Source organism: Pseudomonas sp. LA5 (assembly GCF_028640825.1).
Classification (GTDB): Bacteria; Pseudomonadota; Gammaproteobacteria; order Pseudomonadales; family Pseudomonadaceae; genus Chryseomonas; species Chryseomonas aestiva.
In genome coordinates this window covers 105,315-127,510 of sequence record NZ_JAQYZY010000052.1, presented here as the reverse complement: position 1 = coordinate 127,510, position 22,196 = coordinate 105,315, and the positions used below count along the sequence as shown (strand labels likewise).

The 22,196-nt window shown below is 67.2% G+C and carries 22 protein-coding genes and 1 other RNA gene; 9 read left to right on the top strand and 14 right to left on the bottom strand.

The annotated features are described in order from the left end of the window. Nucleotides 1-7: 7 nt before the first annotated feature. From pqqA to PVZ72_RS19880, 7 genes are all read left to right on the top strand, one after another. Nucleotides 8-79, top strand: coding sequence for a pyrroloquinoline quinone precursor peptide PqqA (gene pqqA / locus PVZ72_RS19910; RefSeq protein ID WP_003243383.1), 72 nt, complete (start codon nt 8-10; stop codon nt 77-79). Nucleotides 80-134: 55 nt separating this feature from the next. Beyond that, nucleotides 135-1,046 (top strand): pyrroloquinoline quinone biosynthesis protein PqqB, encoded by a 912-nt coding sequence (pqqB, locus tag PVZ72_RS19905; RefSeq protein WP_273862821.1) that lies wholly within the window; start codon nt 135-137, stop codon nt 1,044-1,046. A 5-nt stretch (nt 1,047-1,051) separates the two neighbouring features. After that, a complete protein-coding gene (gene pqqC / locus PVZ72_RS19900) occupies nt 1,052-1,801 on the top strand; it encodes a pyrroloquinoline-quinone synthase PqqC (RefSeq protein ID WP_150339801.1) in 750 nt (249 codons plus the stop codon). After that, nucleotides 1,798-2,073 (top strand): pyrroloquinoline quinone biosynthesis peptide chaperone PqqD, encoded by a 276-nt coding sequence (gene pqqD, locus PVZ72_RS19895; RefSeq protein ID WP_273862820.1) that lies wholly within the window; start codon nt 1,798-1,800, stop codon nt 2,071-2,073. Before pqqC ends, pqqD begins: the two co-directional genes overlap by 4 nt. Nucleotides 2,074-2,095: 22 nt before the next feature. After that, a complete protein-coding gene (gene pqqE, locus PVZ72_RS19890; RefSeq protein ID WP_273862824.1) occupies nt 2,096-3,247 on the top strand; it encodes a pyrroloquinoline quinone biosynthesis protein PqqE in 1,152 nt (383 codons plus the stop codon). Nucleotides 3,248-3,411: 164 nt separating this feature from the next. Continuing rightward, nucleotides 3,412-3,936: a GNAT family N-acetyltransferase gene (locus PVZ72_RS19885; protein WP_273862819.1), complete on the top strand. Its 525-nt coding sequence runs from the start codon at nt 3,412-3,414 to the stop codon at nt 3,934-3,936. A 119-nt stretch (nt 3,937-4,055) separates the two neighbouring features. Beyond that, on the top strand, nt 4,056-5,462 hold the full coding sequence (locus PVZ72_RS19880; protein ID WP_273862818.1) for a YncE family protein: 1,407 nt from the start codon (nt 4,056-4,058) through the stop codon (nt 5,460-5,462). A 959-nt stretch (nt 5,463-6,421) separates the two neighbouring features. Here PVZ72_RS19880 and pcaC read toward each other — a convergent pair. The 8 genes from pcaC to PVZ72_RS19840 form a co-directional block, all read right to left on the bottom strand. Continuing rightward, a complete protein-coding gene (gene pcaC / locus PVZ72_RS19875) occupies nt 6,422-6,817 on the bottom strand; it encodes a 4-carboxymuconolactone decarboxylase (RefSeq protein WP_093257243.1) in 396 nt (131 codons plus the stop codon). An 11-nt stretch (nt 6,818-6,828) separates the two neighbouring features. Then, nucleotides 6,829-7,617 carry a 3-oxoadipate enol-lactonase gene (pcaD, locus tag PVZ72_RS19870; protein WP_273862816.1) on the bottom strand — a complete coding sequence of 263 codons (789 nt, stop codon included), beginning with the start codon at nt 7,615-7,617 and terminating at the stop codon, nt 6,829-6,831. 16 nt (nt 7,618-7,633) lie between these two features. Beyond that, nucleotides 7,634-8,992 carry a 3-carboxy-cis,cis-muconate cycloisomerase gene (locus PVZ72_RS19865; protein ID WP_273862815.1) on the bottom strand — a complete coding sequence of 453 codons (1,359 nt, stop codon included), beginning with the start codon at nt 8,990-8,992 and terminating at the stop codon, nt 7,634-7,636. A 23-nt stretch (nt 8,993-9,015) separates the two neighbouring features. After that, a non-coding RNA gene (locus PVZ72_RS19860) (sX9 sRNA) lies at nt 9,016-9,091 on the bottom strand. A gap of 61 nt (nt 9,092-9,152) precedes the next feature. Further along, nucleotides 9,153-10,445, bottom strand: a complete 1,293-nt coding sequence (locus PVZ72_RS19855; protein WP_158891708.1) for an MFS family transporter — start codon at nt 10,443-10,445, stop codon at nt 9,153-9,155. A 257-nt stretch (nt 10,446-10,702) separates the two neighbouring features. Beyond that, complete coding sequence (gene pcaF, locus PVZ72_RS19850; RefSeq protein WP_187981042.1) at nt 10,703-11,917, bottom strand: 3-oxoadipyl-CoA thiolase; 1,215 nt, start codon at nt 11,915-11,917, stop codon at nt 10,703-10,705. Beyond that, entirely contained in the window at nt 11,914-12,699 is a 786-nt protein-coding gene (locus PVZ72_RS19845; RefSeq protein ID WP_273862814.1) for a CoA-transferase subunit beta, read from the bottom strand. The genes pcaF and PVZ72_RS19845 overlap by 4 nt, the downstream gene beginning before the upstream one ends. Before the next feature lie 3 nt (nt 12,700-12,702). Continuing rightward, complete coding sequence (locus tag PVZ72_RS19840) at nt 12,703-13,551, bottom strand: CoA transferase subunit A (protein ID WP_273862813.1); 849 nt, start codon at nt 13,549-13,551, stop codon at nt 12,703-12,705. A 206-nt stretch (nt 13,552-13,757) separates the two neighbouring features. Between PVZ72_RS19840 and PVZ72_RS19835 the strand changes: the two genes are divergently transcribed. Beyond that, nucleotides 13,758-13,979, top strand: a complete 222-nt coding sequence (locus PVZ72_RS19835) for a VF530 family protein (protein ID WP_273862812.1) — start codon at nt 13,758-13,760, stop codon at nt 13,977-13,979. Between the two features lie 24 nt (nt 13,980-14,003). Here the strand turns inward: PVZ72_RS19835 and PVZ72_RS19830 are convergent, their stop codons facing one another. The 3 genes from PVZ72_RS19830 to PVZ72_RS19820 all read right to left on the bottom strand — a co-directional run bounded on the left by PVZ72_RS19830 (nt 14,004) and on the right by PVZ72_RS19820 (nt 16,682). Next, entirely contained in the window at nt 14,004-14,858 is an 855-nt protein-coding gene (locus tag PVZ72_RS19830; protein WP_187981038.1) for an SPFH domain-containing protein, read from the bottom strand. Between the two features lie 27 nt (nt 14,859-14,885). Beyond that, the gene (locus PVZ72_RS19825; RefSeq protein ID WP_158891696.1) at nt 14,886-15,329 is read right to left on the bottom strand and encodes an NfeD family protein; all 444 of its coding nucleotides are present in this window, start codon (nt 15,327-15,329) and stop codon (nt 14,886-14,888) included. Nucleotides 15,330-15,734: 405 nt separating this feature from the next. Next, on the bottom strand, nt 15,735-16,682 hold the full coding sequence (locus PVZ72_RS19820; RefSeq protein ID WP_273862810.1) for a class I SAM-dependent methyltransferase: 948 nt from the start codon (nt 16,680-16,682) through the stop codon (nt 15,735-15,737). A gap of 232 nt (nt 16,683-16,914) precedes the next feature. On the opposite strand from PVZ72_RS19820, the gene PVZ72_RS19815 reads away from it, so the two are divergent. After that, entirely contained in the window at nt 16,915-19,041 is a 2,127-nt protein-coding gene (locus tag PVZ72_RS19815) for a TonB-dependent siderophore receptor (RefSeq protein ID WP_273862809.1), read from the top strand. A 156-nt stretch (nt 19,042-19,197) separates the two neighbouring features. On the opposite strand, the gene PVZ72_RS19810 is transcribed toward PVZ72_RS19815, so the two are convergent. Genes PVZ72_RS19810 through PVZ72_RS19800 form a run of 3 tightly spaced genes read right to left on the bottom strand, consistent with a single transcriptional unit; the run spans nt 19,198 to nt 22,165 of the window. After that, nucleotides 19,198-19,995 carry an ABC transporter ATP-binding protein gene (locus PVZ72_RS19810; RefSeq protein WP_273862808.1) on the bottom strand — a complete coding sequence of 266 codons (798 nt, stop codon included), beginning with the start codon at nt 19,993-19,995 and terminating at the stop codon, nt 19,198-19,200. After that, nucleotides 19,992-21,050, bottom strand: coding sequence for a FecCD family ABC transporter permease (locus PVZ72_RS19805; protein WP_273862807.1), 1,059 nt, complete (start codon nt 21,048-21,050; stop codon nt 19,992-19,994). Before PVZ72_RS19805 ends, PVZ72_RS19810 begins: the two co-directional genes overlap by 4 nt. Beyond that, the gene (locus tag PVZ72_RS19800; RefSeq protein WP_273862805.1) at nt 21,047-22,165 is read right to left on the bottom strand and encodes an ABC transporter substrate-binding protein; all 1,119 of its coding nucleotides are present in this window, start codon (nt 22,163-22,165) and stop codon (nt 21,047-21,049) included. Before PVZ72_RS19800 ends, PVZ72_RS19805 begins: the two co-directional genes overlap by 4 nt. Nucleotides 22,166-22,196: the final 31 nt, after the last annotated feature.

Genomic DNA, 22,196 nt, shown 5'->3' with positions numbered 1-22,196 from the left:
ACCTCCCATGTGGACCAAGCCTGCTTACACTGACCTGCGCATCGGCTTCGAAGTCACCATGTACTTCGCCAACCGTTGATGCGCCCCACGCCCCGGTTCGCCGGGGCGTACTTTTTCCAGGTTTAGCCTTTCCCATGCATATCCAGATTCTCGGCTCCGCCGCCGGCGGTGGCTTTCCCCAGTGGAACTGCAATTGCGTCAATTGCGACGGCTTCCGCAAGGGCACCCTCAGGGCCCAGGCCCGTACCCAGTCCTCCATCGCCCTGTCCGATGACGGGGTGAACTGGATCCTGTGCAACGCCTCGCCCGACATCCGCGCCCAGCTGGCCGGCTTCGCCCCGCTGCAGCCGGCGCGGGCCCTGCGCGACACCGGCATCCGCGCCATCGTCCTGCTGGACAGCCAGATCGACCACACCACCGGCCTGCTCAGCCTGCGTGAAGGCTGCCCCCACCAGGTCTGGTGCACCGAGATGGTCCACCAGGACCTCACCACCGGCTTTCCGCTGTTCAACATGCTCGAACACTGGAACGGCGGGCTCAGCTGGCAGCCCATCGCCCTGAGCGGCAGCTTCACCATTCCGGCCTGTCCGCATCTGGAATTCACGCCCTTTCCGCTGCGCAGCGCCGCGCCGCCCTATTCGACCCATCGCTACGATCCGCACCCGGGCGACAACCTGGGCCTGCTGGTCCATGACAGACACACCGGCGGCAAACTGTTCTATGCCCCGGGCCTCGGCCAGCCGGACGCCGCCCTGCTGGAGCTGATGGGCCAGGCCAACTGTCTGCTGGTGGACGGCACCCTCTGGACCGATGACGAGATGCAGCGTCGCGGCGTAGGCACCCGGACCGGCACCGAGATGGGCCACCTGCCGCAGAGCGGTCCTGGCGGCATGCTGGAGGTGCTGGCCGGCTTCGAGCGCCAGCGCAAGGTGCTGATCCACATCAACAACACCAATCCGATCCTGGACGAAGACTCCCCCGAGCGCGCCATCGTCGCGCGCCAGGGTGTGGAAGTCGCCTGGGACGGGATGTCCATCGAGTTGTGAACGCCATGCCCAACGCCCTCACGCCAGCCGAATTCGAAGCCGCCCTGCGCGCCAAGGGCGACCTCTACCACATCCACCACCCCTATCACGTGGCCATGTACCAGGGTCGCGCCAGTCGCGAGCAGATCCAGGGCTGGGTGGCCAACCGCTTCTACTACCAGGTCAACATCCCGCTCAAGGACGCCGCCATCCTGGCCAACTGCCCGGACCGCGAGATCCGTCGCGAGTGGGTGCAGCGCATCCTCGACCACGACGGCGAGCCCGGCAGCGAAGGCGGCATCGAGGCCTGGCTGCGCCTGGCCGAGGCCACCGGCCTGGACCGCGAGCAGGTGCTCTCCCAGGAACTGGTGCTGCCCGGGGTACGCTTCGCGGTGGACGCCTACGTCAACTTCGCCCGCCGCGCCTCCTGGCAGGAAGCCGCCAGCAGTTCCCTGACCGAGTTGTTCGCGCCGCAGATCCACCAGTCGCGCCTGGACGCCTGGCCGACCCACTATCCCTGGATCGATCCGGCCGGCTACGAATACTTCCGCACCCGCCTGGGCCAGGCCCGGCGCGACGTCGAGCACGGCCTGCAGATCACCCTGCAGCACTACACCACCTGGGAATCCCAGCAGCGCATGCTGGAGATCCTGCAGTTCAAGCTGGACATCCTCTGGACCATGCTCGACGCCATGAGCATGGCCTACGAACTGCACCGCCCGCCCTATCACAGCGTCACCGCCGAACGTCGCTGGCACCGAGGAATCGACCTATGAGCTTCGACCGCACCCAGGTGCCGCGCTGGCGCCCCGGCTATCGCTTCCAGTTCGAGCCGGCGCAGGACGCCCATGTGCTGCTCTATCCCGAGGGCATGATCAAGCTCAACGACAGCGCCGCCGCCATCGGCGGGCTGATCGACGGCCAGCGTGACGTGGCCACCATCATCGCCGTCCTCGACGAACGCTTTCCCGGCGTGCCCGAGCTGGGCGCCGACGTCGAACAATTCATGGAGGTCGCCCGTGCCGAGCACTGGCTCCTGCTCGGCTGACACCAGCCTGCCGGGCACGCCCATGCAGTTGCCGCAGCCGCCCACCGTTGCTGCGCCCAGCGTCGGCCTGCCGCTGTGGCTGCTGGCCGAGGTCACCTATCGCTGCCCGCTGCAGTGCCCCTACTGCTCCAATCCCCTGGACTTCGCCGCCCAGGGGCGCGAACTGACCACCGAGCAGTGGTTCAAGGTGATGGCCGAGGCACGGGAGATGGGCGCGGCCCAGATCGGCTTCTCCGGGGGCGAACCCCTGGTGCGCCAGGACCTCGCCGAGCTGATCCGCGAGGCGCGCCGGCTGGGCTACTACACCAACCTCATCACCTCCGGCATCGGCCTCACCGAGGCGCGCATCGCCGAATTCAAGGAAGCCGGCCTGGACCATATCCAGATCAGCTTCCAGGCCAGCGACGAACAGGTGAACAACCTGCTGGCCGGCTCGAAGAAGGCTTTCGCCCAGAAGCTGGCCATGGCCAAGGCGGTCAAGGCCCATGGCTACCCGATGGTGCTCAACTTCGTCACCCACAGGCACAACATCGATCGCATCGACCAGATCATCGACCTCTGCCTGGCCCTGGAAGCCGACTTCGTCGAACTCGCCACCTGCCAGTTCTATGGCTGGGCCGAGCGCAATCGCGCCGGTCTCCTGCCGACCAGGGCCCAGCTGGAGCGCGCCGAAGGCATCACGAACGAGTACCGCGCGCGCCTCAAGGCCGAGAATCATCCCTGCAAGCTGATCTTCGTCACCCCGGACTACTACGAAGAGCGCCCCAAGGCCTGCATGGATGGCTGGGCCAAGCTGTTCCTGACCATCACGCCGGACGGCACCGCCCTGCCCTGCCACGGCGCCCGGCAGATGCCCATCGCCTTCCCGAACGTGAAGGAGCAGGATCTGCGGCACATCTGGTACGACTCCTTCGGCTTCAACGTCTACCGCGGCTACGACTGGATGCCCGAGCCCTGCCGCTCCTGCGACGAAAAGGAAAAGGACTACGGCGGCTGCCGCTGCCAGGCCTTCATGCTCACTGGGGATGCGCGCAACGCCGATCCGGTCTGCGCCAAATCACCGCACCACGACCTCATCCTCGCCGCCCGCCAGGAAGCCGAGACAGCGACCCAGCGGATCGAGGACCTGCAATTCCGCAACGAGCGCAATTCGCGGCTGATCGCCAAGGCTTGAAGCCAGCGGCGGCGCCAGGCACGCCAAGGTCGTCGGTGGAATCCAGTCCCCCACAGCCTGGGCGCAGGCTTGCCGAGGGGACTCACCACCCACGGCTCCGGGGCATTTGCCTCCCGGCCGGGCAGTGAACATACTGCCCGGCCGGACCTTTTCCCCTCATCGTCATGCCTTCGATACGCCCGCTGCGCCCTGCCGACATCCCGGCCGTTCTCGACATCCAGGCGGCCAACTACCCCGCCGACCTGCTCGAAGACCACGCCTTCTACGCCAATCGCCTGGAACTCGCCCCGGAACACTGCTGGGTGGCGACCGATGCCGAGGATCGCCTGCGTGGCTATCTGATCGCCTATCCCTGGGACGACGGCCTACCGCCGGTACTGGGTGCTCCTCTCAAGCAATTGCCAGGCGCGGCCTCGACCTGGTTCCTGCACGACTGCGCCGTGCATCCCGAGGCCCAAGGTCAGGGCGTGGCGGGGCGTCTCTATCGTCACGCCAAGGGCCAGGCCCGACGCGCCCGCCTGCGCCAGGGGCGGCTGGTGTCGCTGTCCAACGCCATCGGCTACTGGCAACGCCACCACTATCACCCAGTCCCAGCCGACGCCGCGCTCAAGGCCAAGCTGGCCGGCTATGGCGCCGGCGCCTGCCTGATGCAGCGCCCGCTCGATACCCCGGATGCCGAGCACGCGTAAAACCTGCAAATCTAAATGCAAGTATTTCGCTTTCGCCTTAACATGGTCCAGCCCAGGAGGGCCTCTGCCGCCCGGCGCTCTGGCGCGGGTATCTTGATCGCCGCTACAAGGAATCCCTGATGAACATCGCTCCAGCGTCTTCGGCCAAGGGCCGGCGCATCTTTTCCGTCACCCTGCTGGCCGGTCTGCTGGCGCTGGGCGGCCAAACCGCCCAGGCGCGCTCCAGCTTCGAAGCCCCCGATCCGGACTACCATGGCGAGATCAAGGCCAGCCCTGTCACCGGCACCGCCATCCTGGCCGGCAGCGAGGTGGCGCTGGACGGCCGCGGCTTCACCCCCGGTCAGCAGATCACCCTGTCCCGCGGCGGCGTGGCGCTCAACCCCGACGCCGCCTACGTGGCCGACGCTCAGGGCACCTTCAAGGCGACCTTGCGCATCCCCGAAGACGCCGCCCCCGGCCAGCACCCCATCGTCATCAGCACCGCCCAGCCTTCGGGCGCCGCGGTCTTCCCGCTCAAGGTCTCGCCGGTGGTGCCGCTATCCGGCGCCGACGCCTATAGCCTCACCGCGGTCAAACTGGTCCCGGGGCTGTACCAGGTGGACATCAGCGCCAAGACCGGCGCCCTGTTCGTCACCTCGGCTGTGGGCCGCCCGCCGGTCAAGGTCTCGCAACTGCTCAAACTCGATCCCAAGGACCTGGCCATCCAGCGCCAGATCACCCCGGCCGCCGCGCCGGGCAGCGACGCCGGTGTCTACGCCGTCTACGGCGTGGGCGTGGACGATCGCAACGGCCACGTCTGGACCACCAATACCCGGCAGAACACCGTGGCGGTCTATCGCCAGAGTGACCTGGGCCTGGTCAAGCAATTCGAACCCGGCCTCGTGCCCCATGCCCACACCGTGGTGGTCGACGAGAAGCTCGACCGCGCCTTCGCCTCGGCGGCCATGACCCCGGACATCGTCAGCTTCGACGCCAAGACCCCGGCCGTGCGCAAGCACATCACCATCGAATCGGGCGTGCGCGGCGAGCAGTTCGCCGTGGTCGGCATGCACCTGGACCCGGCGGTGCACAAGCTCTACGCCGTCAGCCTGAAGACCAACGAAGCCGCGGTGATCGACGCCAAGACCGAGCAGGTCGAGAAGGTCTTCCCGATCCAGGGCGCCAAGACCCCCATGGGCGTGGCCCACGATCCCCAGACCGATCGCCTGTTCATCACCGCCCAGGGCAGCGACAACCTGCTGATCGTCGACGCCAAGACCGGCAAGACCCTGCACAACGTCACCACCGGCGCCGGGGCGCTGAACGTGGCCTTCGACCCGGTCAAGCGCCTGGCCTACGTGACCAACCGCGGCGCCGGCACCCTGACCGTGGTCGACCCGGACGGCACCCTCAAGGCCAATCTGGAGCTGGGTACCTATCCCAACCACGCGGTGGTGGATGGCAAGGGTGTGGTCTACGCGGTGAACAAGGCCAAGGGGCAGGATGATGCCGAGGGGGATCGGATTACGCGGGTGATGGCGAAATAACAAGCCTACGCCCTCGGTCTTAGGCTGGGGGCCGCTTTTGTAGGTTGGGTTGAGCGATAGCGAAGCCCAACTCTCTGGCCTATTGGTGCCTCAGCTGTTTATCAAACGCCTTCATGCTTTTTGTTTCGCCCACCCGGGCGACTCACTTTTTTCAAACGCGAAAAAAGTAAGCAAAAACGCTTGCCCCGACCATCCGGCCCTCCGCTTCGCTCCGGGTGCGCTCGCACCAGCGCCGTTCCGGGGTCGGTCCAGATGGGCCGTCCATGGCCCACTGGACCTCTCGCCGCATCCATGCGGCTCGACCCACTCCACGACACTGGCGTTCGCCCTCCTGAACGGGGCGATTCGCTAGCCTGAAAGTGTTGGTTGAAGAGCCACAAAAAGCCCGTAGCCGTAGCCGTAGCCGTAGCCGTAGCCGTAGCCGTAGCCGTAGCCGTAGCGTGGACAACGGCGAAGCCTTGTCCACTAAGCATGGCCATGCGTATCAGTGGAAAACGCTACGCGGTTTTCCACGCTACAAACCTTTAAACACCCAAGCCTCAGGCTGTCGCCCCGCCCCGTCAGTGAGGCCGAGTGTAGGTGTCGCGGAGGGGGATGCGAGGCAGGACGCCGAGCAAGGCGCGAGGGGCAGGAAGCCCCTTCGTGCCGTGCCCCTGGAGCGGCACCGGAGCGAGGGGACCCGGAGCGCAGCGCAGGGCCGAAACGTGGGGCAAGCGTTTTTGGTTACTTTTGCCGCGATTGGCAAAAGTGACTCGCCCGAGGGGGCGAAACAAGGACCTCCTCTAGACTTCGATAAGCAGCTAGGGCACCAGCAGGCAAAGCCAGGTATCGAGGGCTAACCCCGTGATGTTGGGCTTCGCTAACGCTCAACCCAACCTACGCCATACGCCTCATTCAAAACCAATAACGCCCACCAAATCTAAACCGGCGGGCTTCATCCAAGGGGCCCAAGGGAAAACTCACCCCTCCAACGACTCCACCCCCAACTCATCCCACACCGCCTCCGCCAGGTGGAAGGTGGCGTTGGCCGCCGGGATGCCGCAGTAGATGGCGCTCTGCATGATCAGCTCCTTGAGCTCCTCTCGTGTCACCCCGTTGCTGCGGGCGGCACGCAGGTGCAGGCGGAGTTCGCCTTCGCGATTCATGCCGATCAGCATGGCGATGGTGATCAGGCTGCGGGTGTGCCGCGGCAGGCCCGGGCGGGTCCAGATGTCGCCCCAGGCGTGGCGAGTGATCATCTCCTGGAATTCCTCGTTGAAGGGGGTCAGCTTTTCCAGGCTGCGATCGACGTGGGCGTCGCCCAGCACCGCGCGGCGGACCTGCATGCCGGCTTCATAACGTTCTCTTTCGTCCAAGATCGACTCCTTCAGGCGCTCAGAAAGGCCAGCACGCGCTGGGTAAAGGCAGCGCCCATCTGCACGTTGGACAGGTGGGCGGCGGGAAACTCGACGTACTCGGCGCCCGGGATGCGCTCCTGCAGGAAGCGGCCGTCGGCCGGGGTGGTCACGGCGTCGTGGCTGCCGGCGACGATCAGCGTCGGCGCACGGATGGCGTCCAGTACCTCGCGGAAGTCGGCATCGCGCACCGCCGCGCAGTTGGCCGCATAACCCTGGGGCGAGGTGCCGGCGAGCATGGCGACGATGCGGTCGACCCGGTCCGGCTCGGCGCTGGCGAAATCAGGGGTGAACCAGCGACCGATGGAGGCGTCGCGCAGGTCGCGCATGGCCTGCTCGCCGCCGGCTTCGACGGTCTGGATGCGGGTATTCCACACCTCGGGGGTGCCGATCTTGGCGGCGGTGTTGCACAGCACCAGACGGGTGACCCGCTCGGGGGCGTTGATGCCCAGCCACTGGCCGATGGAGCCGCCCATGGACAGGCCGCAGAAGGCGAATTGGTCGATGCCCAGGGCGTCGGCCAGGGCCAGGACGTCGCGACCGTTCCCGTCCATGCGATAGGGGCCGGGCGTCACCAGGGAGGCGCCATGGCCGCGGGTGTCGTAGCGCAGCAGGCGAAAGCGCTCGCTGAAGGCGGCGGCCTGGTCGTCCCACATGGCCAGGTTGGTGCCCAGGGAGTTGGACAGGATCAGCACGGGGGCGCCCGCGGGGCCCTCCAGTTGGTAATTCAGGTCGCCATCGGCGAGACGTACGCTGGGCATCAGGCAGTCCTCTGGTCTAGGAATGGGCAAGCAAAGTGCGGTGTTCGGCCAGGGCGCGAGCCACCCAGGCCCGGGCCTGGCCCTGGTAATGGGCGGGGTCCAGCAGTCGATCCAGCTCGGCACTGGAAAGCTCGGCGGTGACCTCGGGGGTATCGCCGAGGACCTGGCGCAGGTGGCGACCCTCCTGGACAGCGCGCTTACAGCTCTGCTCCACCAGGTGGTGGGCGGCCTCGCGCCCCAGGCGCCCGGCCAGGGCGATGCTGACCGCCTCGGCCAGCACCAGGCCGTGGGTCAGTTCCAGGTTGGCCTGCATGCGTGCGGCGTCGACCTCCAGCCCGGCGACGATGGCCTGAGCCTGTTGCAGGGCGCCGGAAACCAGGCAGAACAGCTCCGGCAGGGTTTCCCACTCGGCGTGCCAGAGCCCCAGGCTGCGCTCGTGCTCCTGGGGCATGGCGGAAAACAGGGTGCTGACCAGACCCGGCGCGCGGGTGGCGGCGGCGATCAGCACCGCGGCGCCCACCGGATTGCGCTTGTGCGGCATGGTGGAAGAGCCCCCCTTGCCCGGCGCCGAGGGCTCGAAGACCTCGGCGGCTTCGGTCTGCATCAGCAGCGAGAGATCGCGGCCCAGCTTGCCCAGGCTGCCGGCCACCAGGCCGAGCCAGGCGCCGACCTCGACCAGGCGATCGCGCTGGGTGTGCCAGGGTTGCTCCGGCAGGCTCAGCGCCAGCTCCCGGGCCAGGGCCTCGGCCACCGGCAGGGCATCAGCGCCCAGGGCGGCCAGGCTGCCCGAGGCACCGCCGAATTGCAGCACCAGCACCCGTGGTCGCAGTTCGGCCAGGCGCTGGCGATGCCGGGTGATGGCGCCCAGCACCCCGGCCAGCTTCATGCCCAGGGTCACGGGCGTCGCATGTTGCAGCCAGGTGCGGCCGGCCAGCACGGTATCGGCATGGCGCTCGGCCTGGGCGGCCAGGGCCTCGGCCAGGTGCGCCAGGTCGGCGTCCAGCAGGTCCAGCGCCTGGCGGATCTGCAGCACCAGGCCGCTGTCCATGGCGTCCTGGCTGGTGGCGCCACGATGCACATGGCGCTCGGCCTCGGGGTCCTGGGCGGCGATCTGCCGGCCCAGCGCCTTGACCAGCGGAATGGCGGAATTGCCGGCGCTGACCACGGCCCGGGCCAGCTCGGCCGCGTCATAACGCTCGGCGCGGCAGGCAGCGGCGATGGGCGCCACCGCCGTCTGCGGGATCACCCCCACCGCCGCCTCGGCGCGCGCCAGGGCCGCTTCGAAGTCCAGCATGCCCTGCAGTCGGCCGTGGTCACAAAACACCGCGCGCATGGCGGCGCTGGTGAAGTAGGCGTCGAATAGCAGGTTGGACATGGGGATTCCTCAAGTGGCGGAGCGGCCAACAAAGCGTAGCGAGCGGTTGTCAGGCGGGTGCGCGCGGCGCGCAGGAACCGGAATGTACAAGTGGTACATGAGGATTCCGAGCACTGCACGCGCCCGCCTGGCGGACGCGCAGTAGTTTTGTTGGTTGCTCCTAGTGGTCGTGATGCAGGTAGGTGGCCTGCCGCGGCAATCTCAGGCTGACCAGGAAGGCCACCGCCAGCATCACCGAGACATAGATGTAGAAGACTTCTTCATGCCCCTGGGTCTTGAAGCTCAGGGCGACGAATTCCGCCGAACCGCCAAAGATGGCATTGGCCACCGCATAGGACAGGCCCACGCCCAGGGCACGCACCTCCGGCGGGAACATCTCCGCCTTCACCAGGCCGCTGATGGAGGTGTAGAGGCTGATGATGGCCATGGCCAGGCAGATCAGCAGGAAGGCCACGAAGGGACTCTGGACGCTGGCCAGCGCCGTGAGGATCGGCCAGGTGCAGACCGTGCCCAGGCCGCCGAACAGCAGCATGGAGGCGCGCCGGCCGATGCGGTCGGAGAGCATGCCGAACAGCGGCTGCATCAGCATGAACACGAGCAGGGCACAGGTCATCACGGCGCTGGCGGTCTTGGCGTCCATGCCGCTGGTGTTGACCAGGTACTTCTGCATGTAGGTGGTGAAGGTATAGAAGATCAGCGAGCCGCCGGCAGTGTAGCCGAGCACGGTGAAGAAGGCCGCCTTGTGGTGCTTGAACAGGCCGCTGAGGGTACCGGCCTCCTTGTTGGCGCGGGTCTCGGCGGTGGTGGTCTCTTCCAGCGAGCGACGCAGGAACAGTGAGACCACGGCCGCGGCGGCGCCGACCAGGAAGGGAATCCGCCAGCCCCAGGCACGCAGGTCGGCATCGCTCAGGACCTGCTGCAGGATCACCACCACCAGCACCGCCAGCAGCTGGCCGCCGATCAGGGTGACGTACTGGAAGGAGGCGAAGAAGCCGCGCTGGCCACGCAGCGCCACCTCGCTCATGTAGGTGGCGGTGGTGCCGTATTCACCACCCACCGAGATGCCTTGCAGCAGGCGCGCGAGCAGCAGCAGGGCCGGCGCCGCGACGCCGATGCTGGCATAGGTGGGCAGGCAGGCGATGGCCAGGGAGCCGGCACCCATCATCAGGATGGAGATGACCATGGAGGTGCGTCGGCCGTACTTGTCGGCGACGCGCCCGAAAATCCAGCCGCCCAGGGGGCGCATGAGAAAGCCCGCGGCAAAGACGCCGGCGGTGCTCAGCAGCTGCACGGTGGGATCGCTCTTCGGGAAGAAGGCGGCGGCGAAATAGATGGAACAGAAGGCGTAGACGTAGAAGTCGAACCATTCCACCAGGTTGCCGGACGAGGCGCCGACGATGGCGAAGATGCGCTTCTTGCGCTCCTCGAAGCTGTAATGCGGGTGAGTGCTCATGGAGATCCTTAATTATAGGTATGGATGGACGGGGGACAGCCTACCGCCATCGGACCAGGAGAGACACACGCGGTTACAGGGGGTGTGGGCATGGATTGAGGCTAGCAGTGGATGAAATCTTGGTAGGTTGCCGAGGCGACCGCTCTAGGATCAGCTCTGGCTATCGCGGCCATGGGCCGCTCCTACAGGTACGCCACGTGTAGGAGCGGCCGTATCGGCGGACCGCCATGGCCGCGATTTGCCTCAGCGCCAAAGCCTCAGATCCCGTCCACCCGCTCCACCGCCAGCGCCAGCCCCTGGCCGACGCCCACGCACATGGTGGCGAGCCCCAGGCGGCCGCCGGTCTTTTCCAGGTGGTGCACCGCGGTGAGCACCAGGCGGTTGCCGCTCATGCCCAGGGGATGACCCAGGGCGATGGCGCCGCCATTGGGATTGACCTTGGGGCTGTCGTCGGCCACGCCCAGTTCGCGCAGGACGGCGATGCCCTGGGCGGCGAAGGCCTCGTTGAGCTCGATGACGTCGAAGGCCTCGATGGACAGGTCCAGTTGCTGCAGCAGCTTGCGCACCGCCGGGGTCGGACCGACGCCCATGATGCGCGGCGCCACCCCGCCGCTGGCCATGCCCAGTACCCGGGCGCGGGGCGTGAGGCCGTGCTTCTGCACCGCTTCCGCCGAGGCCAGGATGATCGCCGAGGCGCCGTCGTTGAGACCCGAGGCGTTGCCCGCGGTTACGGTCCGGTCCGGGCCGTTGACCGGCTTGAGCTTGGCCAGGCCTTCTGCGGTGGTGTCCGGACGCGGATGCTCGTCCTGCGCCACCACCAGGTCGCCCTTCTTGCCCTTGATCGTCACCGGGACGATTTCCTCGGCGTAGTAGCCGGATTCCTGGGCCGCCGCGGCGCGCTGCTGGCTGCGCAGGCCGAAGGCGTCCTGGTCGGCGCGGCTGACGCCATAGTCGGCGGCGACGTTGTCGCCGGTGACCGGCATGCTGTCGACGCCGTAGGTCTCCTTCATCGCCGGATTGACGAAGCGCCAGCCCAGGGTGGTGTCTTCCAGTTTCTGGCCGCGACCGAAGGCACTGTCGGCCTTGCCCATCACATAGGGAGCGCGGGTCATGGATTCCACCCCGGCGGCGATCACCAGCTCCATCTCGCCGAGGGCGATGGCGCGATAGGCCTGGCCCACCGCCTCCATGCCCGAAGCGCAGAGGCGATTGAGGGTCACGCCCGGCACCGTTTCCGGTAGTCCCGACAGCAGCACTGCCATGCGCGCCACGTTGCGGTTGTCTTCCCCGGCCTGGTTGGCGCAGCCCATGAACACCTCGTCCACTGCCGTCCAGTCCACCTGGGGATTGCGCTCCTGCAGCGCCTTGAGCGGAATGGCCGCCAGGTCATCGGCGCGCACCGCGGAAAGTCCGCCGTTGAGCCGGCCGATGGGGGTCCGAATGGCGTCGCAGATATAGACGGGGCGACTCATTCCTCAGCTCCTTTCTGGCCGCCGTGGGCGGCATTGGTCCGGGCCTGCAGATCACGCAGGGCCGCGAGTTCGGTTGCCGTCGGCGCCGCGCTGGTGGCGACCTGGTCGGCGAAGCGGATGGCCCAGCCGGTGGCGGCCACCACCTGTTCGCGGGTCACTCCGGGATGCAGGGCGGTCACCACGAATTCGTGGGTGTCGGCTTCCGGCTCCATGATGCAGAGGTCGGTGATGATGGCGGTCGGCCCCTTGCCCGGCAGACCCAGCTGCTGGCGATGATCGCCACCCTCGCCGAAGCCCACCGAGGTGATGAAGGCCAGCTTGTCGACAAAGCTGCGGTGCGACTGCTTGAGGATGATCAGTACCTCCTTGGCCGAGCCGGCGATCTCCGGCGCGCCGCCGGCGCCCGGCAGGCGTACCTTGGGCTGGTGGTAGTCACCGATCACCGTGGTGTTGATGTTGCCGAAGCGGTCGACCTGGGCCGCGCCCAGAAAGCCCACGTCGATGCGTCCGCCCTGCAGCCAGTAGCGGAAGATCTCGCCGGTGGGCACCACGGTGTCGGCGGTCTCGGCCAGTTCGCCGTCGCCGATGGACAGCGGCAGCACCGAGGGCTTGGCACCGATGGGGCCGGATTCGTAGATCAGCACCACGTCCGGCGCATGGGTCAGGCGTGCCAGGTTGGCGGCGGTGGACGGCAGGCCGATGCCGACGAAGCAGACGCTGCCATTGCCGAGGCGGCGTGCGGCGGCCACGGTCATCATTTCATTGGTGGTGAAGTCGCTCATGATTCAGGCCTCCGCAGCCAGCTTCGCCTGGAAGGCGGCGAAGTCCGCGGTACCGCGGATGTAGGTGTCGATCCACTGGGTAAAGGTGTCGCGGTCGCGAGCGATCGGGTCCCAGGCCTGGTAGAAACGGTTGTCCCGCTCGTAGTAGCCGTGGGCATAGGACGGATGCGCCCCGCCCGGCACCACGCAGACCGCGCTGAGCGCCCAGGTCGGCAGTACGCAGGCGTTCATCGGCGCCTGGAGGTCGTCGACGATCTCCTCCACGGTGACGATGCAGCGCTGGGCGGCCAGCGCCGCTTCCTTCTGCACGCCGAGGATGCCCTGGATCAGCACGTTGCCCTGGCGGTCGGCCTTCTGCGCATGGATGACGGTGACGTCGGGGCGCACGCTGGGCACCGCGGCGAGCTGCTCGCCGGTGAAGGGGCAGGCGATGAACCTGATGTCCGGATTGACCTTGGCCAGGTCCGAGCCCTGATAGCCGCGCAGGACGGCAAAGGGCAGGTTGGAGGCGCCGGCGACATAGGCGTTGGCCAGGGCCGCGTGGCTGTGCTCGGAAATCTCCAGCTTGTGCGGCCAGCCCTTTTCCACCGCATCACGCAGGCGGTGCAGGGAGCCGACCCCGGGATTGCCGCCCCAGGAGAAGATCAGCCGCTTGGCACAGCCGGCACCGATCAGCAGGTCATAGACCAGGTCGGGGGTCATGCGCACCAGGGTCAGGTCGCGCCGGTTCTGGCGGATCAGCTCGTGGGCGGCGGCGGTCGGAATGAGATGGGTGAAGCCTTCGAGGGCGACGGTCTCGCCATCGTGGACGAAGCGCTGGATGGCTTCGCTCAGGGACAGGATCTGGGCCATGGATTGTCGACTCGCGTCTTTGTTGTCGGCGCCGCCCGGTGCGGCGGTCTGGAGCCAGACTACAAAGCCCTACCCATGCAAACAATCCGATAATCGACTAATAGTTCGATTATCGAACAGCATCGTTTGTGGACTGTCGACCGCTTCGACGCGCGGCGCGCTGTTGCAGCGGCTACACTGCCCTCCCCTCATCCAGAGCCCAGCCGATGTCCGACAAGCCCCGCGCCCCCCTCGAAGGCATCACCCTCGAAGCCCTGCTCACCCGCCTGGTGGAGCATCATGGCTGGGAAGAACTCGGCCGACGCATCCCGCTGCGCTGCTTCACCCATGAGCCCAGTATCAAATCCAGCCTGACCTTCCTGCGCCGCACGCCCTGGGCGCGGGAAAAGGTCGAGCAGCTCTATCGGCGCCTGCCGAAGCAGGGCTAGGGCAGGCCCGCGACAATTGCCGGACTAGGACTTGGTCCCCAGCAGGCCACGCAGCGTCTGCTGGATATCGGCCGGCAGGACCACCGTCTTCGCGTTCTCGCTGGTGGCCAGCTTTTCCATGGCATTGATATAACGCTCGCCCAGCAGATAGAGCACCGGCGTCGGTTCGCTGCCCACGGCTTCGGAGATCTTGCTCAGGGCGGCGGCGGAGGCCTGCGCCAGGGTCACCTGGGCCACGCCGTCGCGCTTGGCGGCTTCGAGACGGGCATCGGCCTCCAGGATGGCGGCCTGCTTGGCGCCTTCGGCCCGGGTCACCACCGCCTTGCGCTCCCGCTCGGCGGCCGCCTGCATTTCCATCGCCGCCTGCATCGACGGGGTCGGCTTGAGCTCCTGCACCTCCACCGCCTTGACGGTGATGCCCCAGTCCACGGTCTGCTCGGCCATGCTGACCCTCAGCCGCGCCTTGATCTCGTCCCGCGAGGACAGTGCCTGGTCCAGTTCCATCTCGCCGATGATGGCGCGCAGCGAGGTCATCGCCAGGCTGGTGATGGCCTGGGCATAGTCTTCCACGCCATAGGCCGCCTTGGCCGGATCGACGATCTTGGCGAAGCACAGGGCATTGGCCAGGATCACCGCATTGTCGCGGGTGATGACCTCCTGTTGCTGCACATCGAGGATCAGGTCCTTGGTGCTGAGGCGGTAGCTGACCTGGTCCATGTAGGGGATGAGGAAATTCAGCCCGGGCTTGAGGGTGGTGCGGTACTTGCCGAGGCGCTCGACGATCCACTCCTGCCCCTGGGGCACCAGGCGCACGCCCTTGGCGACGGTGACGACGATGAAGACCAGCAACAGCAGGGCGACGATAAGACTGACACTCATGGACGATGTCCCTATGGATGGAAGACGTCAGGATTGACGGGCGACCTTGACCAGGTTGCCTTCGAAGGCGAGCAGTCGAACCCGCTCGCCGGCCGCGATCTCGGCATCGGCCAGGCAGGGCCATTCATCGCTGCCGAGGATGGGTTTCTGGAAGCGCACGCGGCCACGGGCGAAGGGGCCGACCGCCGCGACCAGCAGGCCTATCTCGCCCAGATGGACGTCGGCGCTCCAGTCTTCACCGGGCTTGCCACGGTCCTTGCCATAGCGAAACCAGAGAAACACCGCCACCAGCGAGGCCAGACTCCAGACCAGCAGTTGCACGGCCAGCGCCAGGGCCGGCAGTACCAGCAGCAGCACGCCGACCAGCAGGGCGCCCAGGCCGAACCAGATCAGGAAAAAGGCCGGCACCACCAATTCGCTCAGCATCAGGCCGACGCCCAGCACCAGCCAGTACCACCATTGCACGTCCATTGCCGCTCCTTCCAGGTAACGCCACAGCATGGCTGCTGCTGCGCTCATCCGCCACCAGGGCCTCCGAGTGGTACCGAGCGCCCGATGAAATGGCGCCCCGTCGCGCAGGTGGGGTTGAGCCGGCGCCACTGTCGAAGCCCAACGAACTGGGGTTGAACCTGGGGACTGTTGGGCTTCGCTACGCTCAGCGCCAACCTGCGGGCGGATTCATAGGTTGGGTTGAGACGGCCTCATCGTCGAAGCCCAACGGGCCGGGGTCGAGGCTGGGCACCTTTGGGCTTCGCGGCGCTCAGCGCCAACCTACGGGCGGATTCCGTAGGTTGGGTTGAGACGGCTTTATCGTCGAAGCCCAACAAGGCGGGGCCGAAACCGGGCACCGTTGGGCTTCGCTACGCTCAACCCAACCTACGACGCCTGGTCCTGCTGGAACACCAGCACTTTGAGACCACCTTCGGCGTCTTCGTCGGCGAATTCCGGCGGATTGGCCAGGCGCTCGACGAAGGCCAGTCCGGGCGCCTCCTGGGCCATGCCGGCGATGAGGAAATCCGCGCCGACGCCGGGGTCGTTGACGCAGGCCAGCACCCGGCCACCGGGGGTGAGCAGTTCGGGCAGGCGGCGCAGGATGCGCGCGTAGTCCTTGGTCAGCGCGAAGCTGCCCTGCTGGAAGCTGGGCGGATCGACGATCACCAGGTCATAGGGCCCCAGCTTGCGCACCTTGCCCCAAGACTTGAACAGTTCGTGGCCGAGAAAGCTGACCTTGCCCAGGTCATGGCCATTGAGTCGGTGGTTCTCGCGACCGCGGGTCAGGGGCCCGCGGGCCATGTCCAGATTGACCACCTGGGCCGCGCCGCCGGCCAGGGCGGCCACCGAGAAGCCACAGGTGTAGGCGAACAGGTTGAGGATGCGCAGACCGGCGGCCTGCTCGCGCACCCAGCGGCGGCCCAGGCGCATGTCGAGGAACAGCCCCATGTTCTGGTGGCGGGTGAGGTCCAGGCCGAACTTCAGGCCGTCTTCATGGATGACGTGCTCGCCCACCGGCGCACCGATCAGCGCCTCGCTGGCCGCGTCCAGGCGATAGCGATGCTGCAGGAGCAGGCTGCGGGCGCCGCTGGCGCGCCACGCCGGGGTCTCGCCCAGGACGGTCAGAGTCGTGCGCAGGGCATCCAGCTCGGCGGCGGGCAATTCGCGAAACAGCCCTACCCGCACCACGCCTTCCAGCCAGTCCACGGTGAGTTGTTCCAGCCCCGGCAGCAGCCGGCCACGGCCGTGCACCAGCCGGCGCGCCTCGGCAGGTGGCGAATCGAGGGCGGCGAGCAGCAGCGCGGAGAGGTGGGCAAGGGTGGCGGTATTCATGGGCGGTCACGACGGCAAAGGAGCGGCATGCTACGGCAAAAGTGCCGGGCTCGCCTCCCGGCGCAGGCCCGCCAGGTGTCTGCCGGCGATTGGCGACGACGGTATTTGGGCGCGCCGTCGCCAACGAACCGACCAGTCCGATGAAAATATGTCTCAGGCGGTAACGACTCGCAGTTGTATCCACTTTGCAAGCCGCTCTAGAATCCGCCTCCCCGATCCCAGGACGATAACAATGCGCCGGCTGGTCCCTGCTCTCTATCTGCTGCCCCTCTGTGCCCTCCCCCTCGCCGGTCATGCGCAGGAGCAGACGGAAGATTCGCCCCAGGCGCTGTCCGACCTCACCATCGTCGGCACGGCCGAATCACCCACCGGTCCGGTGCAGGGCTACAAGGCAGAGCGTTCCAGCAGTGCCACCCGTACCGACACCCCGCTGCACGAGACGCCCCAGTCGGTGAGCGTGGTCTCCCGCGAAGCCCTCGACGACCTCTCCGCCACCCGCCTGCAACAGGCGCTGGACCAGGCCGGTGGCGTCGGCCGCGGCAACAACTTCGGCGGCCAGGGCCTGACCAGCTACACGGTGCGCGGCTTCACCAGCTCCGAGTATTTCCGCAACGGCTTCCCCATGAATCGTGGCTATCCCAGCGCGCCGGATGCCGCCACCCTGGAGCGGGTCGAAGTCCTGCGCGGCCCGGCCGCGACCCTCTATGGCCGCAGCGATCCGGGCGGCACCTTCAACGTGGTCACCAAGCAGCCGCTGGGCGAGCGCAAGACCACCCTTGGCAGCCAGTTCACCGACCAGGGCCAGAAACGCGGCACCCTGGACACCACCGGCCCGGTGGACGAGGACGGCCGCCTGGCCTATCGCCTCAACCTGATCTCCGAGGGCGGCGACACCTTCCGCGACGACGTGCACACCGAGCGCTACGAAGTCGCCCCGGTGCTTAGCTGGCAGGCCACCGACGCCACCCTCATCACCTTCGAGGCGGACATCATCCGCAGCAACGCCCCGCTGGATCGCGGCCGCACCAACTACCTGACCCAGCGCGCCGAGGCCAGTCGCTCCACCAATGCCTGGGAAAAGGGCACCACCAACCTGCTGCACAGCGACAGCGAGGCCTATCAGCTGCGCTTCGAGCACCAGTTGAACGACGCCTGGACCCTGGCCGGCGGCTTCCAGTACCTGGACGGCAGCCTCAAGGGCAATGCCGTGGAAGCCAACGGCGTGCAGGCCGACGGCGTGACCCTGGGCCGCAACTTCAACTACCGCAAGCTGGAGTGGACCGATCGCGACCTGCAGCTGAACCTGACCGGTCGCTTCGACACCTTCGGCCTCGGCCACACCCTGATCACCGGGATCGAGGTGGAAGACTACGACTATCAGTCGATCATCCAGCGCTCGCCAGGCAGTGTCAGCGCCTATCCGATCAACCTGGTCGATCCGGTTCTCGGCCAGCCGCGCCCAGCCCTGACCCGTACGCCCACCCACGACCACGAGACCCTCAAGACCTGGGCGGCCTTCGTGCAGGACCAGATCGCCCTCACCGAGCGTTTCAAGGTGCTGGGTGGCGTGCGCCTGGAACGCTTCGAGCATGACTACGACAACTTCGTCGCCGGTGGTCAAAGCTGGTCCAACGCCGACAACGCCGTCACCCCGCGCCTAGGCGTCAGCTACGACCTCACCCCGGAACTGGCCCTCTATGCCAGCGCCTCCAAGTCATTCAAGCCCAACACCGGCGCGGCGCGCCTGGGCGGCGGCTTCGATCCCGAGGAAGGCAAGGCCTACGAGGTGGGCATGAAGTGGGCGGCGCTGGACGGCCGCCTCAGCGTCGACACGGCGATCTTCCATACGGTCAAGGAAAACGTCCTGACCCTGGACCCGGTCGATCCGAATTTCAACGTCGCCGCCGGCGAGGTGCGCAGCCGCGGTTTCGAAGTCAACGTGACCGGCGACCTGACGCCCAACTGGCGCATCCTCGGCGGCTATGCCTTCACCGATGCCGAGGTCACCAAGGACAACACCCTGGCCCGCGGCACGCGCCTGACCAACATCCCGCGCAATGCCGTCAACCTGCTCAACGTCTACGAATTCCACGACGGTGCACTGCGCGGCCTGGGCCTGGGTGCCAACCTCAAGTACGTGGGTGAGCGCGAAGGCCAGAAGACCATCGCCAGCGACTACACGATGGACAGCTACACGGTCACCGACCTCTTGAGCTTCTACAAGGTCGACGAGCACCTGCGGCTGAACCTGGACGTGCGCAACGTCTTCAACAAGGGCTACGACGAGAGTTCCTGGAACGCCTACAGCTATCCGGGCGAGCCGCGGACGGTACAGGCCGGTTTCACCTACACCTTCTAAGAGCCTGCTCATAATCTGCTGCGCGTCGGCCAAACCGCGTTGAGAAGGCCTCCGGAATGCTCATTTACGCTATGTAAACTCCGCTTCCTCAGGCCTTCTCGCCTTGTTTGGCTCTAGCTCGCGAGATTATGAACAGGCTCTACGACCCATTGAAAATCAGGCCTCGCTGAAGGCCTGACCGGTCAGCGGCTGCACCACCGGGCGGCCCTGGCGGTCGTGGAGGATGTCCACCGCCACGCCGTAGGTGGCCTCCAGCAGGTCGGCGGTGACGATGGCGGCGGGCCGGCCGGCGGCCAGCAGGCCACCGTTGACCAGCACCAGCAGCGAATCGGCGTACTGGCAGGCCAGGTTGAGATCGTGCAGCACCACCACGGTCACCTGATTGTGCAATCGGGTCTCGTGGCGTACCCGATCGAGCAGGTTGATCTGGTGCCGCAGATCCAGGGCGCTGACCGGTTCATCCAGCAGCATCACCTCGGGTTCGCGCATCAGCACCTGGGCAAAGAACACCAGTTGCCGCTGACCGCCACTCAGGGCGCCCAGCTGGCGCGAGGCCAGGTGCCCGATGCCCACCTCGTCGAGCTTGCCCAGCGCCCGTTCCAGCAGCTCATCGTCCAGGTGCAGGGTCAGCCGTTCCAGGCTGCCCATGGCCACCGTCTCCAGCACCGACAGCGCCGCCTCGGCATGGGAATCCTGGGGCATATAGGCCACGCCCTGGCGCCAGCTCTCGCGCTGAGCGCGGAGCCAAGCCCCCGCCACCAGCCGCCTTTCCCCGCGTTCGATATGACCCGCCGCCAGCGGCAGGTCTCCGGCCAGGGCGCGCAGCAGGGTGGTCTTGCCGGTGCCATTGGGGCCGAGTATCACATGGACCTGCCCTGCGTGCAGCTCGGTGCAGAGTCCGGAGATCACGGTGCGGTCGCCGCGCTTCAGCGCGAGGTCCTGGAGGCGGATCATGGGCTGGACCTGCGCGGGGCGAAGATGAGCCAGAGCAGGAAGGGCACCCCGACGATGGCGGTGACGATGCCCACCGGAAACAGCGCCCCGGGCAGGATCGACTTGGACAGCACCGAGGCAGAGGACAGCATCAGGGCGCCGCAGATGGCCGACAGCGGCAGCAGGAAGCGCTGATCCTCGCCCACCTGCCAACGGGCGATATGGGGCGCGACCAGGCCGACGAAGCCGATCACCCCGACGAAACTGGTGGCCGTGGCGGTCATCACCGCCACCAGGATCAGCACCTTGAGGCGCAGGCGGCGGATGTCCACGCCGAGGCTCTCGGCCCGCGCCTCGCCCAGGCGCAGCGCGGCCAGTTTCCAGGCATCGCGCAAGAGCAGGAGGCAGCACAGCAGGGTCACCCCGGCGACGATGGCCAGGGTGGTCCAGGTGGCGCGGCCGAGGCTGCCGAACAGCCAGAAGAGGATCTGCTGGGAGAGCTCCGGCGAGGAGAGGAACTGCACCAGCGACAGCAGCGACTGGAAGAGGAACAGCAGGGCGATGCCGCCGAGGATGATGGTGTCGCTGCCGGTGCGCTTGAGCGAGGCCAGGGCGAAGAGAAACAGCGCCGCCAGCATGGCGAAGGCGAAGGCCCCCAGCGGCACCCCGATCAGCGCGCCCAGGCCGAAGCTGCCCAGTGCCAGGCTGAGGGCGGCGCCACAGCCGGCGGCGGCGGCCATGCCCAGGGTGTAGGGGCTGGCCATGGGGTTGTTGAGCAGCGTCTGCATCTGCGCCCCGCCCGCACCGAGGGCGGCGCCCACCGCCAGGGCCATCAGCGCCACCGGCAGGCGCAGGTCGCGGACGATGGCGTCGGTCATCGGCTGCCGCTCGCCAAGCCCGGTCAGCGACTTGAGCACCTCCAGCGGCGAGAGCAGCGACGGCCCGGTGGCGATGTCCAGCACCAGAGCCGCCAGGGTCAACAGCAGAAACACCGCGCAAGCGCGCCAGCGGCGACGCTCGCGGGCGCGCTGCTCGGCGATGGCGTTGCCGTGGCTGGCGCTCGCGGCCGCGCTCATGGCGTCAGGCCTATGGCGAAGGTGCCCTGGGGCTGGATCGGCATGTAGCGGCGATAGTAGTCGCGGTAGTTGGCCATGGGATCCACGTCCTGGAACAGATCCGGATAGAGCTGCTTGGCAATGAACTGCAGCATGGCGAAGTCCTCCAGGCTGCGCGAGGCGCCCTGGTAGACGCCATACAGACGCCCGTCGCGGATCGCCGGCAGATTGGCCCAGCCCGGTCGCTGCATGAAGGCGCGCAAATGGTTGCGGGCATCATCGGCGGTCACGCCGGGGCCCATGGGCAAGGCGGTGGGATTGCTGTTGTCCTCGCGCCCGGAGATGAAGATGACCTCCGGCTGGGCCATGAGCACTTGTTCCGGATTCATCACCCCCCACCACTGGATGAAGGGCGCGGCGATGTTCTCGCCACCGGCCAGGGTGACCATGGCGCCCCACATGTTGCGACCATAGGTGAAGGAGTACTCGGCCGGCCCCTTGTTGCCGAACTCGGCATAGACCCGCGGCTTCGGACGATGAGCGGCCGCGATGCGGGTCTGGATGTCCTCCACCACCTTGGCATAGAAGTCGGCCAGCTCGGCGGCGCGCGCCTCCTGGCCGGTGATGACGCCGAGCAGGCGGGTGGAGGCCAGGTGGCGCTCCAGGGTCTGGGCGTTGTAGTCGATCGCCACCACCGGGATGCCGAGTTGTTCGAGGCGCTTGACCTCGCTATCCAGCGCCTGGAATTGCCAGGCGGCCAGCACCACCAGATCAGGCTTGAGGGCGAGGACCTTTTCCACCGAGAAGCTGTTGTTTTCCGTCTCCCCCACATCGGGAAGGCTGGCCAGGGAGGGTCGGTGGGCGACATTGAGCGCCCAGTTGGCCGGCACCTTGCGTTCCCAGGCGCCGCGGGAGACACCGACCACGGCATCGAAGGCCTGCTCGCCACCGACCGCCAGGTAGTCGCCATAGTGGAAGCCCAGCACCACCCGCTTGGCCGGTGCCTCGATCGTCACCGTGCGCCCGAGAACGTCAGTGACCTGGCGGGTCTCGGCAAAGGCCGGAGCAATCAGAAAGCAAGCGATAAGCGTTACCAGCCGGACAGCCCACTGCCCGCTGCGCGCGAAACCTTTCATGGAACCCCTTGGACGTCTGCACCCGCTCTAG